15 protein-coding genes are annotated in these 16940 nt (G+C 71.5%); 9 read left to right on the top strand and 6 right to left on the bottom strand.

The annotated features are described in order from the left end of the window. Nucleotides 1–230: 230 nt before the first annotated feature. Both ACFWZ5_RS38535 and glgX read right to left on the bottom strand, forming a co-directional pair. Nucleotides 231–1190 (bottom strand): LysR substrate-binding domain-containing protein, encoded by a 960-nt coding sequence (locus tag ACFWZ5_RS38535; protein WP_384802539.1) that lies wholly within the window; start codon nucleotides 1188–1190, stop codon nucleotides 231–233. Nucleotides 1191–1319: 129 nt separating this feature from the next. Beyond that, nucleotides 1320–3683 carry a glycogen debranching protein GlgX gene (glgX, locus tag ACFWZ5_RS38530; RefSeq protein ID WP_384802536.1) on the bottom strand — a complete coding sequence of 788 codons (2364 nt, stop codon included), beginning with the start codon at nucleotides 3681–3683 and terminating at the stop codon, nucleotides 1320–1322. A 156-nt stretch (nucleotides 3684–3839) separates the two neighbouring features. On the opposite strand from glgX, the gene ACFWZ5_RS38525 reads away from it, so the two are divergent. From ACFWZ5_RS38525 to ACFWZ5_RS38500, 6 genes are all read left to right on the top strand, one after another. Next, nucleotides 3840–5102 (top strand): Ig-like domain-containing protein, encoded by a 1263-nt coding sequence (locus ACFWZ5_RS38525; protein WP_384802533.1) that lies wholly within the window; start codon nucleotides 3840–3842, stop codon nucleotides 5100–5102. Nucleotides 5103–5288: 186 nt separating this feature from the next. Next, complete coding sequence (locus ACFWZ5_RS38520; RefSeq protein WP_384802530.1) at nucleotides 5289–6527, top strand: Ig-like domain-containing protein; 1239 nt, start codon at nucleotides 5289–5291, stop codon at nucleotides 6525–6527. Between the two features lie 42 nt (nucleotides 6528–6569). Continuing rightward, entirely contained in the window at nucleotides 6570–7340 is a 771-nt protein-coding gene (locus ACFWZ5_RS38515; RefSeq protein WP_384802527.1) for an enoyl-CoA hydratase/isomerase family protein, read from the top strand. A 264-nt stretch (nucleotides 7341–7604) separates the two neighbouring features. Further along, nucleotides 7605–8108, top strand: coding sequence for an ATP-binding protein (locus tag ACFWZ5_RS38510; RefSeq protein ID WP_384802525.1), 504 nt, complete (start codon nucleotides 7605–7607; stop codon nucleotides 8106–8108). A 366-nt stretch (nucleotides 8109–8474) separates the two neighbouring features. Beyond that, nucleotides 8475–9242, top strand: coding sequence for a polysaccharide deacetylase family protein (locus tag ACFWZ5_RS38505; RefSeq protein WP_384802522.1), 768 nt, complete (start codon nucleotides 8475–8477; stop codon nucleotides 9240–9242). Beyond that, a complete protein-coding gene (locus tag ACFWZ5_RS38500; protein ID WP_384802519.1) occupies nucleotides 9242–10429 on the top strand; it encodes a PQQ-binding-like beta-propeller repeat protein in 1188 nt (395 codons plus the stop codon). Before ACFWZ5_RS38505 ends, ACFWZ5_RS38500 begins: the two co-directional genes overlap by 1 nt. Here ACFWZ5_RS38500 and ACFWZ5_RS38495 read toward each other — a convergent pair. Together ACFWZ5_RS38495 and ACFWZ5_RS38490 are read right to left on the bottom strand one after the other, a co-directional pair. Beyond that, nucleotides 10408–10614: a DUF397 domain-containing protein gene (locus ACFWZ5_RS38495; protein ID WP_384802516.1), complete on the bottom strand. Its 207-nt coding sequence runs from the start codon at nucleotides 10612–10614 to the stop codon at nucleotides 10408–10410. The genes ACFWZ5_RS38500 and ACFWZ5_RS38495 overlap by 22 nt on opposite strands. Next, entirely contained in the window at nucleotides 10611–11447 is an 837-nt protein-coding gene (locus ACFWZ5_RS38490; protein WP_384802513.1) for a Scr1 family TA system antitoxin-like transcriptional regulator, read from the bottom strand. Before ACFWZ5_RS38490 ends, ACFWZ5_RS38495 begins: the two co-directional genes overlap by 4 nt. 193 nt (nucleotides 11448–11640) lie before the next feature. Here ACFWZ5_RS38490 and ACFWZ5_RS38485 point away from each other — a divergent pair, with 193 nt between their 5' ends. Continuing rightward, a complete protein-coding gene (locus ACFWZ5_RS38485) occupies nucleotides 11641–12018 on the top strand; it encodes an ATP-binding protein (protein WP_384802510.1) in 378 nt (125 codons plus the stop codon). A gap of 60 nt (nucleotides 12019–12078) precedes the next feature. Here the strand turns inward: ACFWZ5_RS38485 and ACFWZ5_RS38480 are convergent, their stop codons facing one another. Both ACFWZ5_RS38480 and ACFWZ5_RS38475 read right to left on the bottom strand, forming a co-directional pair. After that, complete coding sequence (locus ACFWZ5_RS38480; protein ID WP_384802507.1) at nucleotides 12079–13269, bottom strand: hypothetical protein; 1191 nt, start codon at nucleotides 13267–13269, stop codon at nucleotides 12079–12081. A 300-nt stretch (nucleotides 13270–13569) separates the two neighbouring features. Continuing rightward, nucleotides 13570–14277: a FadR/GntR family transcriptional regulator gene (locus tag ACFWZ5_RS38475; RefSeq protein WP_384806539.1), complete on the bottom strand. Its 708-nt coding sequence runs from the start codon at nucleotides 14275–14277 to the stop codon at nucleotides 13570–13572. Between the two features lie 65 nt (nucleotides 14278–14342). Between ACFWZ5_RS38475 and leuA the strand changes: the two genes are divergently transcribed. Both leuA and ACFWZ5_RS38465 read left to right on the top strand, forming a co-directional pair. Then, a complete protein-coding gene (gene leuA, locus ACFWZ5_RS38470; RefSeq protein ID WP_384806537.1) occupies nucleotides 14343–16103 on the top strand; it encodes a 2-isopropylmalate synthase in 1761 nt (586 codons plus the stop codon). After that, nucleotides 16100–16921, top strand: a complete 822-nt coding sequence (locus ACFWZ5_RS38465) for an ABC transporter ATP-binding protein (RefSeq protein WP_384806535.1) — start codon at nucleotides 16100–16102, stop codon at nucleotides 16919–16921. The genes leuA and ACFWZ5_RS38465 overlap by 4 nt, the downstream gene beginning before the upstream one ends. The last annotated feature ends 19 nt before the right edge of the window (nucleotides 16922–16940 follow it).

Below are 16940 nucleotides of genomic sequence, written 5' to 3'. Positions count from 1 at the left end.
GCCGGACGGGCTGAAACACCCGCCCGTCTCGCGTCGCTGACCTGGCTTCGCGCTCCGCGCTCGCATTCTCCCGCCCACCCGCCCCCCTCCCGGGGGCGGGGGATATCCAGCCCGCCCGGCGTTTGAGGGCGAGGCGCGAAGCGCCAACAAGGGGGGAAAGGGGCGCAGCCCCATCCGGACGCGGGAGCGGGGAAGGGTGGGTGGGTGGGTGGGGAGGAAGAGGGGCTCCGCTACGAGTGGAGTTGGGTCGCGCCCGGTGACGCCAGCCACGCCGAGTAGCTGTCACTGCGGGCGGCAGCCTCCGCGTGGACCGCCCGAGCGAGGGCGAAAACGGCCGGCGCCGTGTCATGGGCGTACGTCTCCGGGTGCCAACCCAGCACATGCCGCCAGTACAGCGGCGCCCCCGCCAGAGGCCGCGTAACGATCCCCGCCGTCGGCGGAAACGTCGCCCGGCACAACCCCACCGCCCGCCCCACCTGCACCAGATGCACGCACGACGCGGTATCCGTCTCGTACACCGACGAGGGCGTGAACCCCGCCCGCGCGCACGCCGCGGTGAAGCAGTCCCCGAAGCACCCGTCCCCCGGCACGTCCGTCCACGCCTCGTCCGCGAGATCGGCCAGGTCGATCTCACCGGCGTCGGCGAACGGATGATCGGTAGCGAGCATGACAAACACCGGGTCGCGCGCGACCTCCCGCCACACCAGCCGCTCCTTCTCCGGCGGGCTCGCCGCCCCGCACGTCCCCACGAGCGCGAAGTCGAGCCGCCCGTCGGCCACTTGGGCGGCGATCTCCCGCTCCGACCAGGTGGTGTACGTCGTCACGGGGTGCTCGGAGTACGCGGCGGCGAGCCGGTCCACCAGGCCGCCGAGCAGCGGCCCGTGCGTGGCGCCGAGCCGGAACCCCCGCCGGTCCTGCCAGCCGCGGGTGAACCGCTCCGCCTCCTCCTGGAGCCCGCTGACCGCGGGCAGCACGATCCGGGCCCGCGCGAGCACGAACTCACCGAGCGCGGTGGCCCGCACCCCGGACCTGCCCCGCTCGAACAGCTCGCCGCCCAGGGTCCGTTCGATCCGCTTCAGCTGGGCGCTGAGCGCGGGCTGCGCGAGCCCGAGCGCGGTGGCGGCCTTGGTCAGGCTGCCCGCGTCGGCGATCGCCCGGATCGTCTTCAGGTGCCGCAACTCCAGGTCCATGCCGCGAGCTTCGCCCGCCACGGTGCCGGTAGCAATACCTTGGTACGGACCAGAGGAGGTTTCAGCCCGTCCGGCGTGTGAGGACGAGGCGCGCAGCGCCGGAAAGAAGGGGTCCCAGGGGCGGAGCCCCTACCCGCGGCGGAGCCGCTCATCGATGCAGCGGGAAGCGGTGGGACTGGGGCGCCCCCGCGAGGGACCCGGCAGCGCCCTCAGCAGCACCACCGACCGCGCCCCCACCACCACCTCCGCCCCCGCAGCCAGCACCCCACCACCCGGCGCCCCCACCTGCTCCTCACACCCCGTATCCACCACGACCTCATACCCCTCAGCCCACGGCACCCCCGGCAGCACAAAGGCCACCGGCCCGCCCCCCGCATGCAGCACCGCGAGAAAACTGTCGTCCACCACGGCCTCCCCCCGCTCGTCCCGCCCCGGTATGTCCCGCCCCGACAGATACATCCCGAGCGTCGCCGCAGGCGCGTACCAGTCGGCCCGCGTCATCTCCGTACCGCGCGCGGTGAACCACGCCAGATCCCGCAGCCCGTCGGCGGAGTGCGCCCGCCCCGAGAAGAAGGCCCGGCGCCGCAGCACCGGATGCCGGTGCCGCAGGGCGATGAGCCGGGACGTGAGCCCCAACAGCTCCCGCCACCCGGGATCGTCCCGCAGCCCCCAGTCCACCCACCCCACCTCGTTGTCCTGGCAGTACGCGTTGTTGTTGCCCCCCTGCGTACGCCCCATCTCGTCGCCCGCGACCAGCATCGGCACACCGGTGGACAGCAGCAGCGTGGTCATCAGGTTCCGCAGCTGACGCCGCCGCAGCGCCAGGATCTCCTCGTCGTCCGTCTCGCCCTCGACGCCGCAGTTCCAGGCGCGGTTGTCGTCCGAACCGTCCCTGTTCCCCTCGCCGTTGGCCTCGTTGTGCTTGCGCTCGTACGAGACCAGGTCCCGCAGCGTGAAGCCGTCGTGCGAGGTCACGAAGTTCACCGACGCGTAGGGCCGCCGCCCGCCCCACGCGTACAGGTCGCTCGACCCGGAGAGCCGGTACCCGAGGTCCCGCACGTCGGGCAGCGCGCCGCGCCAGAAGTCCCGCACGGCACCCCGGTAGCGGTCGTTCCACTCCGTCCACAGGGGTGGAAAGGCCCCTACCTGGTAGCCCCCGGAGCCGACGTCCCACGGCTCGGCGATGAGCTTCACGCGCCGCAGGACCGGATCCTGCGCGATCACCGCGAGGAACGGCGACAGCATGTCGACGTCGTGGAAGGACCGCGCGAGCGCCGCCGCCAGGTCGAAGCGGAAGCCGTCGACGCCCATCTCGCTCACCCAGTACCGCAGCGAGTCGGTGATGAGCCGCAGCACGTGCGGCTGCACGACGTGCAGCGTGTTGCCGCAGCCCGTGTAGTCGGCGTACCGCCGCGCGTCGCCCGCCTGGAGCCGGTAGTAGCCGCGGTTGTCGATGCCCTTCAGGGACAGCGTCGGGCCGAGCTCGCCCGCCTCGGCGGTGTGGTTGTAGACGACGTCCAGGATGACCTCGATCCCGGCCGCGTGCAGCGCCCGCACCATTCGCCGGAACTCGCCGACCTGCTGCCCGGTGGTGCCCGACGCCGCGTACGCCGCGTGCGGCGCGAAGTACCCGATCGAGTTGTAGCCCCAGTAGTTGCGCAGCCCCCGGCGCAGCAGATGGTCCTCGTGCGCGAACTGGTGCACCGGGAGCAGCTCGACGGCCGTCACGCCCAGGCGGACGAGGTGATCGAGGACGGCCGGGTGCGCCAGGCCCGCGTACGTGCCGCGCAGGTCCTCGGGGACGTCCGGGTGCAGCTTGGTGAAGCCGCGTACGTGGAGTTCGTAGATGACGGAGTCCGCCCACGGTGTCTTGGGGCGCCGGTCGTCGGTCCACTCGTCGTCGGGCGCGTCGTCGTGCACGACCACGCCCTTGGGCACGAACGCCGCCGAGTCCCGGTCGTCGCGCACGGTGTCCGCGACGTGCTGCTGCGGCCAGTCCCGCACGTGCCCGTACACCTCGGGCGGCAGCGCGCCGTAGTCCCGCCCCGGGCCGGCGTCGACCGCGCGGGCGTACGGGTCCAGGAGCAGCTTCGCCGGGTTGAAGCGGGCGCCGGTCCACGGGTCCCAGCGGCCGTGCACCCGGTAGCCGTACCGCTGCCCCGGCAGGGCGCCCGGCACGAAGCCGTGCCAGATCTCGTGCGTCAGCTCGGTCAGCGGGCAGCGCGTCTCGGTGCCGTCCGCGTCGAACAGACACAGGTCGACCGCCTCCGCGCCGCCCGCCCACAGCGCGAAGTTGGTGCCGGCGACCCCGTCGGGCCCCACCCGGAACCGGGCGCCCAGCGGCGTCGGCGCCCCGGGCCACACGGTGCGCGTCGGCGCCCGCTCGGCCCTGGCCGTGCGCGCGCCGTTGCCCGCCGCCGTCGTACCGCGGGACCCGGCCCTGCCCACGGCACGCGCGCCCTTGACTGCCTCCTGCTCGGGTGCGCTCGACACCTGTCAGCCTCCCGCGGCTCGCCCCGGTCGACGCACGCGGTCGGGGCGAGCGGCGTCCCGGCCGCGGCTCCCCGTACGGCGTCCTGCCTTACGTTCTGCCCATCCCGTGGGTCGCACTCACGTTTCCCGCGGCGGGGCACGGTCGTTGGGTCCGACGTGAGACAGGCAACGAGGCGCGCACGGCGCGCGGCGGCGGCGCTGGCCGCGGCGGTGACATGGGCCGGACTGGGGCTAGGGGCGACGGGCTGCTCCGGCACGTTCGACGGGCTGCTCGGCGGGCCCAGGTCGCCCGCCGACGCGATCCGGGTGACGCCCGGCGACGGCGACGAGAACGTGCGGCCCGGGGAGCGCCTCGCGGTGAAGGTGCCGGACGGGCGCCTGGAGTCCGTGCGCGTGGTGAAGTCGCAGGACGCCCAGGACTCCGAGGTGGCGGGCCGCATCGACGCGGACGGCATGACGTGGCGGCCCCTGGACGGCGGTCCGCTCGCGCTCGCCGCCAAGTACACGGTGGACGCGGTCGCGCTCGACGGCCACGGCCGCCGCTCGGCGCGCCACACCACGTTCACCACGTACGTCCCCGACGAGCGCTTCATCGGATACGTCACGCCGGAGAACCGCGCCACGGTCGGCACCGGCATGATCGTCTCCCTGGCGTTCAACCGCGAGATCACCCGTCGCGCGGCCGTGGAGCGCGCCATCAGCGTCACCGCCGAGCCCGCCGTGGAGATCCGGCCGCACTGGTTCGGCAAGGACCGCGTCGACTTCCGCCCCGAGCACTACTGGAAGCCGGGCACCAAGGTCACCGTCTCCCTGAAGCTGCGCGACGTGGAGGCCGCGCCCGGCGTGTACGGCCTCCAGCACAAGACGTTCTCGTTCACCGTCGGCCGCAGCCAGGTGAGCCTCGTCGACGCGGCGGCCCACACCATGGAGGTGCGCCGCGACGGCGAGGTGATCTCCACCGTCCCGATCACCGCGGGCGCCCCGAAGACCACGACGTACAACGGCAAGATGGTGATCACCGAGATGCTCGAGGTGACCCGCATGAACAGCCGCACGGTCGGCTTCGGCGGCGAGTACGACATCCCGGACGTGCCGCACGCGATGCGCCTGACGACCTCCGGCACGTTCCTGCACGGCAACTACTGGGCGCCGGACGCCCCCGGCAACAGCAATGTCAGCCATGGCTGCGTGGGCCTGCGCGATGTGAAGGGCGGCAGCTCACGGACGCCGGCGGGCTGGTTCTTCGACCGCAGCCTCATCGGTGACGTCGTCGAGGTCGTCAACAGCAATGACAAGAAAGTCGCTCCTGACAACGGCCTCGGCGGCTGGAACATGGAGTGGCGGGACTGGAAGGACAACGGCACCGACGGCGGGACCGACGGGACCAAGGGGGACGGAAGGGACAAGGGGGCACAGTAGGTCCGTCCCTGGAGGCCAGGGGCCCGCACCGGCGGCGCAGTTGGGACTGAACGGTGACATTGGCGGGGAGTCATCGCTGTGGGCCGTGTGGTTATCTAGCGCGGTGCGCGGCACGCCGATTGGCGTGAACGCGTCGCTTGGAGCTGGAGTGCGGGCCTGGGACGGCCGGTGCGAGGGGAGATCATCGTGAACGGGCGACCGATATCGGGGGCGTCGGCCCATGCGCGCAGGCGCGGGCGGCGGCGGGGCGCCAAGGGACTGCTCGCGGTGGCGTCGGGAGCGACGCTGCTGCTGGTGACCGCGTGCGGCGGCGGTTCCGACTCGGGGGACGGCAAGGGCAAGGGCGAGGCGGACGACAACAAGCCCTCGCAGGCCGTGGTGACGATAGCCCCCAAGGACGGCGCGAACGCCGTCGCGACGAACGGCGCGCTGAGGATATCGGCCGCCAAGGGCAAGCTCACCGAAGTGACGGTCAAGGACCCGAAGGGCAAGACCGTCCCCGGAAAGATCACTTCCGGTGGCGCGAAATGGACCCCGGCCCGGCACCTCGCGTCCGGCACCAAGTACCAGGTCCACGCGATCGCGAAGGACTCCGACGGACGCGTGTCCGCCAAGGACACGGCGTTCACGACCCTCGTGCCGAAGAACACCTTCGCGGGCCAGTTCACGCCGGAGGACGGCACGAAGGTCGGCGTGGGCATGCCGTTCTCGGTGCGCTTCACGCGCGGCATCACCGCGCCGAAGGACGTCGAGAAGGCCATCTCGGTCAAGACCGAGCCGTCGGTGCCGGTCGAGGGCCACTGGTTCGGCAACGACCGCCTGGACTTCCGCCCCGAGAAGTACTGGAAGCCCGGCACCAAGGTCACCGTCAAGCTCGACCTGGACGGCGTCGAGGGCCGCCCGGGCGTCTACGGCAAGCAGACCAAGAAGGTCAGCTTCGAGATCGGCCGCAGCCAGGTCTCCGTCGTCGACGTCAAGACGAAGCAGATGATCGTCAAGCGCGACGGCAAGGTCTTCAAGAAGATCCCCGTCACCACCGGCAAGCCCGGCTACGACACGTGGAACGGCCAGATGGTCATCAGCGAGCGCCTCAGGGTGACCCGCATGAACGGCGAGACGGTCGGCTACGGCGGCGAGTACGACATCAAGGACGTCCCGCACGCGATGCGCCTGTCCACGTCGGGCACGTTCATCCACGGCAACTACTGGGGCGGCGGCGCGTTCGGCAACTACAACGCCTCGCACGGCTGCATCGGCCTGCGGGACGTGCGCGGCGGCTACGACAAGAAGGTGCCCGCCGCCTGGTTCTTCGACAACTCGATGATCGGTGACGTGGTCGTCGTCAAGAACTCCGACGACCAGGTCATCGCCCCGGACAACGGCTACAACGGCTGGAACATGTCCTGGGAGAAGTGGAAGGCCTAGCCGGTACGCACGGTCGTGCGGGGCACCGCTAACGTGCCCCGCATGACAACTGTGCATCTCGAAGTCGCCGACGGCGTGGGTACGATCCGCCTCGACCGCCCGCCGATGAACGCCCTGGACATCGAGCTCCAGGACCGCCTGAAGGACCTCGCGGCGGAGGCGACCGACCGCGACGACGTGCGGGCCGTCGTGATCTACGGCGGCGAGAAGGTGTTCGCGGCGGGCGCGGACATCAAGGAGATGCAGGTCATGGACCACACGGCCATGGTCCTGCGCTCGCGGGCCCTGCAGGACTCCTTCACCGCGATCGCCCGCATCCCCAAGCCCGTCGTCGCCGCCGTCACCGGCTACGCCCTCGGCGGTGGCTGCGAGCTCGCCCTGTGCGCGGACTTCCGCATCGCCGCCGACAACGCCAAGCTGGGCCAGCCCGAAATCCTGCTCGGCCTGATCCCGGGCGCGGGCGGCACCCAGCGCCTGCCGCGTCTGATCGGCCCCTCCAAGGCCAAGGACCTGATCTTCACGGGCCGCCAGGTCAAGGCGGCCGAGGCGCTCGCCATCGGCCTGGTGGACAAGGTGGTGCCCGCCGCCGAGGTGTACGAGGAGGCGCTGGCCTGGGCCGGGCGGCTCGCCAAGGGCCCGGCGCTCGCGCTGCGGGCGGCCAAGGAGGCCGTCGACGCGGGCCTGGAGACGGACATCGACACCGGCCTCGCCGTGGAGCGCACCTGGTTCGCGGGCCTGTTCGCCACCGAGGACCGCGAGCGCGGCATGAACAGCTTCGTGGCGGAGGGCCCCGGCAAGGCGAAGTTCCTCTGAGTTCAGGCCAGTTGAGGCGCCGTCAGCCAAAGTTTCCCCCGAAGGAGGGGATTATCGCAGGCTTAAGAGAGCCTTAAGCCTGGCCTGTGACAGGCGCTCGGTGATCAGGCGTACGCAAGAAGTCACCGCAGGTCAGCATGGTTGCGTACGGGGTCGCACTGCCCATGGCATATGACCCGACAGCCCCCTGGAACGGAAGCTTCCGGGGGGCTTATTCCGTCGGAACGGCCCCAACCCGGTCCTGGGGCGGCCATGATGGGGGGCATGGCGGGGCAGGAGGGTTTCGAACAGCCGCGAAAGCGCACGGGGGCCACCACGGCGCGCTGGTCGCCGGCGGTGGAGGACGAACACGCCCTGAAAGCCCTGGAGTTGTTCGGAAACCCCACGGACGGCGAAGTGCCGCTCCCGTCCCGCCCCGAGTCCGCCGCCATCGCCCGCCGCCTCGCCCAGGTCGTCGTGCTCCGCCACTGGGGCCTGTCGCCCAAGCTCACCGAGGACGTCGTCCTGCTCGTCTCCGAACTCGTCGGCAACGCCGTGCGGCACACCGGCGCCCGCGTCTTCGGCCTGCGCACGATGCGGCGGCGCGGCTGGATCCGGGTCGAGGTCCGCGACCCCTCGCGCGGCCTGCCGTGCCTGATGCCCGTGCACGAGCTCGACATCAGCGGCCGCGGCCTGTTCCTCGTCGACAAGCTCGCCGACCGCTGGGGCGTGGATCTCCTGCCGCGCGGCAAGACGACGTGGTTCGAAATGCGGATCACCGACCGGTAGTACGCCTCTGGGTACGCGAAAGCCCCCGGGGCCGTGGGTAGCGGCGCTGTCGGGGGCCTTCGAGCGGGGCCGCGAACCGGTTTGGGGTGTGGTTCACGACCGCGTAAGGCGACGTGGCTCGGGTCAATGAGGGTCGCTGCGTCCGACTATGGCAGATGGGGGCCACCGATCCAAAAGTCCCGAGCGGGACATACTGGTGCATATCGGCACAGTTTAGAGGTGAATCCTTGGTGAGATAGAGCACTCACCTTGTAAACGATGGTTAAACGGCAGATGTGAGGGCCTATCGCCGGGTCAAGCGCGAGCCTCTTGGTCTGGACCGCCCCTCATGTCAATCAGCGCCTTTCGGGTGCCGCCGCCCTATAAATGGTTCGCGTGACTTCGACCGACCGTCGCGGTGCGCTGCGCACCGGCGCCGGACTCGCCCTCGCGGGCGCCCTCACCGCCGGCTGCGCCACGACGGAGGACCGGGATCCCCGCCCCGCGAGCCAGCCGCCCAAGGCGCCCGCGCCAGGCCCCCGCGGATTCGCCGACCTCCCCGTCCAGATCGAGCACAGCCCCCGCGGCCGCCGCGAGGTCGCCCTCACCTTCCACGGCCGCGGCGACCCCGCCCCCGCCCACGCCCTGCTCGCCGAGGCCGAGCGCGCCGGCGCCCACGTCACCGTCCTCGCCGTCGGCACCTGGCTCGACGAGCACCCCCGCCTGGCGCGCCGCATCCTCGACGGCGGCCACGACCTCGGCAACCACACCCTCCACCACGTCGACATCAACGCCCTGGACGAGGCCGCCGCGTACGCGGAGATCACCGGCTGCGCGGACCGCCTGCGCCGTCTGACCGGCGCCATCGGCAGCTGGTTCCGGCCCTCCCGGGCCCGCCGCGCCACCCCGCTCGTCGAGCGCCTCGCCCGCCGCGCGGGCTACCCGCACGTCCTGTCGTACGACGTCGACTCCCTCGACTTCACCTCGCCCGGCGCCCCGGCCGTCACCCGCAAGGTCGCCGCCGAGGCGCGCGCGGGCTCCGTGGTGAGCCTGCACTTCGGGTACGCGGACACCGTCGCCGCGCTGCCCGGACTCCTGGAAGAACTCCACCGCCGCGGCCTGCGCGCCGTCACGACCACGGAGCTGCTCACCTGATGCGCAACCTGAAACTGACCACGCGTACCGCCGCGCTGCTCGCGAGCGCCGCCGTCCTCGCCGCGCTCGCCGGCTGCGGCACCGAGCGCGCCGACCGCGAGAACAAGGCACTCGGCACCGAGCCCGCGGTCAAGCCCGCGCAGCCCAAGAAGGTCAAGGGCCTGCCCGGCATGCCGCCCGTCCTCGACCCCAAGGACGTCTACGCCGCCGACCGCCCGAACAAGCTCTCCCCGGTGGTGAAGGACTTCCCGTCCCGGGTGTACGTCCCCAACACCAACTCCAACACCGTCTCGGTCATCGACCCCAAGACGTACGACGTCATCGACACCATCCCCGTCGGCGTCCAGCCCCAGCACGTCGTGCCCTCCTGGGACATGAAGACGCTCTGGGTCAACAACAACCGCGGCCACACCCTCACGCCCATCAACCCCAAGACCGGCAGGGCGGGCAAGCCCGTCGAGGTCCACGACCCGTACAACCTCTACTTCACGCCCGACGGCAAGTACGCGGTCGTCATGGCGTCGCTCGACCGGGAGCTGGTCTTCCGCGACCCCCACACCATGAACCGGAAGAAGACCGTCCCGGTCTCCTGCTACGGCGTCAACCACGCCGACTTCTCCCTCGACGGCCGCTACTTCATCGTCTCCTGCGAGTTCTCCGGCGAGCTGCTCAAGGTCGACACACAGAAGATGAAGGTCGTCGGCCAGCAGAAGCTGCCCTTCGACGGCGCCATGCCGCAGGACGTCAAGATGTCCCCCGACGGCAAGAAGTTCTACGTCGCCGACATGATGGCCCACGGCATGTGGGTCCTCGACGGCGACACCTTCAGCAAGCCGAAGCTCCTGCCCACGGGCAAGGGCTGCCACGGCCTGTACGTCAGCCGCGACTCCCGCGAGATGTACGTCTCCAACCGCGGCGAGGGCACCGTCTCCGTCTTCGACTTCCCCAAGAACAAGCTCACGAAGAAGTGGCGCCTCCCGGACGGCGGCAGCCCCGACATGGGCGGCGTCTCGGCGGACGGCAACACGCTGTGGCTCTCGGGCCGGTACGACTCCGAGGTGTACGCCATCGATACGCGTACGGGGGTCCAGGTGGCCCGCATCCCCGTGGGCGGGGGCCCGCACGGCCTGGCCGTGTACCCACAGCCAGGCCGGTACTCATTGGGTCACACCGGCATTTTCCGCTGAGCCGTCGCGGCTGCGTACGCGGTGAAGGCCGTCCACGCCGTGGGGGAGAGGGCGAGTCGAGGACCACTTATGTCCTTGGAGTCGCGGATGTGGACGGCTTCCTGGCCGGTGGCCACTTCGATGCAGCTGTCGCCTTCCGTGCCGCTGTAGCTGCTCTTGAACCAGGCGAGTTCGGCGGTGCTCATAGCGCTCCTCGGATCTGCTCCAGCAGGCCCAAGGAGTCCAAGGGGGTAAGGGCCTGCGAGCGCAGTGTGTCATAGCGCTGGCGGAGCACGGTCACCTCCTTCAGGCCGGAGATCAGCCGACCGTTCTTCTGCCCTTCGGAGTACGCGAGCCGTCGCCCGTCCGGGGTCTCAAGCAGTTGCAGTGAGCCGTCCAGACATGCGTGCTGCGCGCAGCTCACCGGCATGAGCTGCACCGTCACATTGCGCAGCTTCGCGTGATTCAGTACGTGGTCGATGGCCTCCTTCGTCACCTCCGTACTGCCGAGGTGCCGCCGGAAGATGTGCTCCTCGATGATGAACGCGAAGGGCACGTCCGGTCGTTCACGGAACATGTGCTGCCGCTCCATGCGAGCGGCGACCTGTACCTCGATCTGGTCCTCGGTGAGCAGCGGAATGCTGTTGGCGAACGCCAGGCGCGCGTACGCCTCGGATTGCAGGAGTCCCGGCACCAGGCGGCACTCGTACGTATAGAGCAGCGCCGCGACCTGCTCCAGACGGGCCCACTGGCGAAACCAGGCCGCAAGCCCGCGCTCCCGCCCCACCCGCCGATACGCCTTCCGCAAGGCACCCGTGTTGCCGAGGGCGGCCTCCGCCTCCTCCACGAAATCCTGATCCGCGAGTCGGCGCCCCAACTCGATGGACTCCACGGAGTGTTTGGACAGGTGGACGAGGGCGCCGAACTCCTCTCGACTAAGTCCGGCGTGTTCGCGTAACCCCTGGACGAAGCCGCCGAAGGTCCGCATGCTGTCGGACGACTCCGGCTCGCCCTGTTCCCAGCCGACGTTGTGCGCCATCCCCTGCACCTCCCGGTGAGCTCAACTCACTCACGGTGACGGCACGTTGGTCGTACTGTCCACCATCCGTGCCCGTACTCCCACGGACAGTACGGGCTCACTACCTGGAGACACGCCCGCAACGTCCGCCACGGTGGCGGCTATGGACTCAGCTGGCGGGGCGGTGGCGCCCCAACTTCCGATTACCGTACGTGTGTTCAGGCGGCGCTTCCCCGCCACGAGGAGGGCGGCGAGGCTCGCCCGGGTGGTGGCGGTGCGGCAGGTGGAGGAGTGGGGAGAGCGGTCGGAGACGGTGGCGGCGGTGGTCGCCGAGCTGGCGGCGAACGCGGTGCTGCACGCGCAGGTGCCGGGGCGGAACTTCGAGGTGGCGCTGTTGTGGGTGCCGGGTGGGCCGTTGCGGGTGGAGGTGACGGACACGTGCGGCGACCGAGCGCCGGGTCCGCAGGCCGAACTGCCGTCGCTGGAGGCGGAGTCGGGGCGGGGGCTGGTGCTGGTGGAGACGCTGGCGTCGAGGTGGGGCGTGGCGGTGGGCCCGGCGCCGAGGAAGACGGTGTGGGCGGAGCTGGAGTGAGCTCGCCGCGGCACGCTGCCCCGCCGCGCGCGGGGCGGGGCAGCGTGTGGAGGGGCGGGGTCAGATCTTTTCGAGCACGTAGGTTCCGGTGCCGTCGGTCTTGCCCTCGCTGTACTGGCGCATGGCCGTGTCGTCCACGACGCGTTCCTGCCCGACCATGTACCCATTGGCCTTGAGCTGGAGGCCGATCAGGTCGCTGCCGGGGACGTCCCGGTAGAGGTAGAAGCGCTGGTAGTCGTCGGCGGTGCGGCAGGGGTCCATGCGGAACTGCGCGCCTTCGGCCCCGCTGTGGTCCGTCATTGTCGCGCAGCGGCCCTTGTAGCTGTTGACCAGGGCGTACTCGGTCTTGCCGTTGCTCTGCGGCCCCTCGCACATGCTCCAGGTCCCGCCCTCGGGCAGGCGCGGTCCGGGCCGCAGCCGGAAGTAGTCACCGGCGCCGAAGGTCACCCAGAACAGCTTGCGGTCCGGGGTGCCGATGCGGTACTTGCCAGGCAGGCAGGTGAAACCCGGGGGCGCGGCGCTGGTCCCGCGCTCGCTGGGGGCGGAGGCCTTGGCGGCCTGCTTCTTGGCCGTGGTTCCGGCGCAGCCGAGGATCTCCTGTGCCTTCTTCATGATGGAGCCGTCGGGCACCTGGTCCTCGCAGCGGATCGCGCCCTCCTCGATGGTGGAGAAGGTCGTGTACTGCCCGCCGGGGCGCTCGGTCCACTGGGTGGCGTACGTGCCGTCGCCGCGCTCGACGCGGTCGCAGTTGAGGCTGCCGTACTCGCCGGTGACCTTGCGGGTGCCCTGGTAGAGGCCGTAGTAGCCGGGCTGTGTGAAGTTCCAGGTGATGGTCTGTTCTTCGGCGCTGGTGGTGGCGGTGGTCTTCTTGACGGTCCGGTTCACCGCGGTCTCGGCCTTGACGAGGACCTTGAAGGCGAACCCGACCGTGACGGTGGTGGAGGTGCCGACCTCGACCGTGACCTGCGTCTGCGTGCTGAGCTTGACCGACTGGCTGCCTGTCGAGCCCGCCGTGACGAAGTAGCCCTTGAAGTGCGTGATGGTCGGCTCGACGTTGACGCTCTTGATGTACGGGTGGCGCTTGCCCAGATCGGCGGAGGTGCAGGCCTCACCGGCCTTCGGGTCCGCCGCCGCGGCGGCGGGACCCGCGAGGGCCGTCACGCCGGCGAGGGCCGAGGTCGCGACGAGCGCGAGCGCGGCCGCGCCGGTGGTGAGGCGGCTGAGTACGGGATGCACCTGTCTGAGTCGCACGATCCCCTCCTGCTGTCGGTGGTGGCGGCCACGAGGTCCTTGCCGCCCGGCAAAGCCTGCGGAATCCCCCGCCCCGACAACACTCCGGAATCCGTCATGCTCATGGCCGATTCCAAGCCGACGGTCCGACGGCTTTTCAGCCTGTCCGGCGTTCGAGGACGAGCGATGAAGCGCCGATGGTCTTTAAGCCCGTCCGGCGTTTGAGGACGAGCGCGAAGCGCGGATAAAAGGGGGGGCCAGGGGGGCGGAGCCCCCCTGGTTCGGGAAGGGGCGGGTCTGGGGCGCCACCCGCGAGGGCCACTACCCGCACCCCACCAACCTCCCCAACGTCACCTCAAGCTCCGCCCGAGCCACCCGCTCCGCCTCGTCCTCGTCCCCCGACTCCACGGCCCGCACCAGCGCCTCATGCGCCGCATCCCCGTGATCGACCTCCTCCCGCCGGACGTCGACAAGGTCGAGCAGCCCGACGAGCCCCTCCCGCAGCGCAGGCACGAACTCACCGAACAGATCCGTGAGCACGGGATTGTGCGCGGCGGCCACCACGGTGGCGTGCAGCGCGATGTCCGCGTCGATGAAGGCGGCGTCCCCGCCAGGCGCCGCCGCCCGCCGCGCGGCGAGCGCACCCCGCATCGCCTCGACGTCCGCCGCCGTCCGCCGCGCGGCCGCGAGCCGCGCGGCCTGGACCTCGACCAGCGCCCGCACCTCGTACACGTCCTTGATGGCGGCACGCCGCAGCCGCGTGGGCCAGTCCTCGACCGGCTCCACGGCCGTGACGAACACCCCGGCCCCCTGCCGCGCCTGCACCAGCCCCGCCCCGGCGAGCGCGCGCAGCGCCTCGCGGACGGTGGAGCGGCCGACGCCGAGTTCCTTGGCGAGGGTCGTCTCGCCGGGCAGCTTCGCGCCGACGGCCCAGTGCCCCCCGGTGATCTGGTCGCGCAGCGCCTCCGTGGCCTGTTCGACGAGCGGGCTGGGGCGGAGGGCGCCGAGGGGCGGCGTACGAGAGGTCACTTCAGGAGTGTACTTGTCTGAGGAGTACTTGTCTGAGGACCTGAGCTGTGCCTAGGGTGCCGATCATGAGCTCCTGGAATCCGCAGCGCCCCGGCCCCATGCCCGCCCACCGCTATCTGCCGTACGAGGACCGCGTCGACGTCGTCCCGCTCCCCGACCGCGCGTGGCCCTCGGCCCGGCTCACCCACGCCCCGCTCTGGGTCCCCGTCGACCTGCGCGACGGCAACCAGGCGCTTGCCGAGCCGATGGACACCGCGCGCAAGCGCCGCTTCTTCGACCTGCTCGTGGCGACGGGGTTCAAGGAGATCGAGGTCGGCTATCCGTCGGCGAGCCGTACGGACTTCGACTTCGTACGGCACCTCGTGGAGCTCGTGCGCTCCGGGGCCGTGCCGGACGACGTGACGCCCGTCGTGTTCACCCCGGCCAGGCCCGATCTCATCGACCGCACCTTCGAGGCCATCGACGGGCTGCCGCGCGCGGTCGTGCACCTGTACATCGCCACCTCGCCGGTGTGGCGCGACGTCGTGCTGGGCCGGGACCGCGCGACCGTCTCCGCCACCGCCCTGGAGGCCGCCGCCCACATGGCCCGCCTCGCGGAGGCGCGCCCTGACGCCCACATCCGCTTCCAGTTCGCGCCGGAGACCTTCAACCTCACCGAGCCCGACTACGTACTCGAACTCTGCGACTCCCTCACCGAGCTGTGGGACGCGAGCCCCGACCGGCCCGTCACGCACAACCTCCCGGCGACGGTCGAGATAGCCACGCCCAACATCTACGCCGACCAGATCGAGTACATGCACCGCCACCTGGCCCGGCGCGACTCCGTCATCCTGTCCGTGCACCCGCACAACGACCGCGGCACCGGCGTCGCCTGCGCCGAACTCGCCGTCCTCGCCGGGGCCCAGCGCGTCGAGGGCTGCCTGTTCGGCAACGGCGAGCGCACCGGCAACGTCGACCTGGTCACGCTCGCCCTGAACCTGTACGCGCAGGGCGTCGACCCGATGCTGGACCTGTCCGACATCGACGCGGTCCGCGAGGTCGTCGAGCACTGCAACCGCCTGCCGGTGCACCCGCGCCACCCGTACGCGGGCGACCTCGTGCACACCGCGTTCTCCGGCACCCACCAGGACGCCATCGCCAAGGGCCTGGCCCACCACGCCAAGCGCGCCGCAGACCTGGGCGTCGAGCCGGGGCAAGCGCCGTGGAGCGTGCCGTACCTGCCGATCGACCCGGCGGACGTCGGGCGCTCGTACGAGGCCGTGATCCGCGTCAACTCCCAGTCGGGGAAGGGCGGGGCGGCGTATCTGCTGCGGACGCACCGCGGGATCGACCTGCCGGGCGCGCTGCGGGCGGACTTCTCACGCGTGGTGCAGGAAGCCACCGACTCCAGCGGCCGGGAGGCGAGCCCCGACGAGCTGTACGAGCTGTTCCGGGCGGCCTGTCTGGCGCCGGGGGAGCCGGGCTTCGGCGGCGCGGTGTCGCTGCTGTCCTGGACGACGGACCGCACCCCCGACGGCGCCCACCGCTTCGTGTGCACGCTCAAGGCGGGCGACCGCACCGGGGACTTCGAGGGGTACGGCAACGGCCCGCTGTCCGCGTTCACCCACGCCCTCGCCGCGGCCGGGATCGCCGTCGACATCCTCGACTACGCGGAACACGCGCTCGCGGCGGGCGGCGCCAGCGAGGCCGTCGCGTACGCGCACTGCCGCGTCGACGGGACGGAGGTGTGGGGCGCGGGCGTGGACACGTCGGTGCTCACGGCGTCCGTGCGGGCGGTGGTGGCGGCGGTGAACCGGGCGGCCGTGGGCAGGGCGGTGGCGGGATGACGGGCACCCTCACGGACCTGTCGCCGGTGCTGCGCGCCACGTCCGTCAGCGTCGTCCGCGACGGCCGCCGCATCCTCGACGACGTGTCGCTCGCGGTCCGCCCCGGGGAGCACTGGGCCCTGCTCGGCGCCAACGGCGCGGGCAAGTCCACGCTCCTCGGCCTGCTCGGCGCCCTGACGCATCCCACGCACGGCACGGTGGACGTGCTCGGCCGCCGCCTCGGCACCGTCGACCTGCGCGAGCTGCGGGCCCACCTCGGGCACGTCGACCCCCGCCATCCGCTGCGTACTCCGCTGCCCGTACGGGACGTCGTGCTCACCGGGCTCACCAACAGCGTGGTGCGGGTGCCGCAGTGGCGGCCGTCGCCAGAGCAGCGTGAGCGGGCCGAAGGGCTGATCGCGGACATGGGGCTCGCTGCGCGGGCCGACGCGCTCTGGCCGACGCTCTCCCAGGGCGAACGCGGTCGGGCGCTGATCGCTCGCGCGCTGATGCCGGATCCGCGGCTCCTGCTCCTCGACGAGCCCGCCACCGGGCTCGATCTGCCGGGGCGTGAGCGGCTCCTGGAGAGCCTCGACGCCCTGCGGGGCTCGCATCCTCGGCTCGCCACGGTCCTTGTCACGCACCACTTGGAGGAGTTGCCCGGGGGGACGACGCATGCGGTGCTGCTGCGGGAGGGGCGGGTGCTCGCCTCCGGCGCTGTGGGGGATGTGGTGACCTCGGGGCTGGTCAGTGCGTGTTTTGGGTGTGGGGTGCGGGTGGGGAGGGGTGGGGGGCGGTGGAGTGTGCGGGGTGGTGGGGCCTCGCGGGTGCGCCCCTGACCCGCCCCTTCCCGCACTG

The sequence above is a fragment of the Streptomyces sp. NPDC059003 genome (assembly GCF_042740445.1).
Taxonomy (GTDB): Bacteria; Actinomycetota; Actinomycetes; order Streptomycetales; family Streptomycetaceae; genus Streptomyces.
The sequence above is the reverse complement of the archived record's forward strand: the minus strand, read 5'-3'. Positions and strand labels throughout refer to the sequence as shown.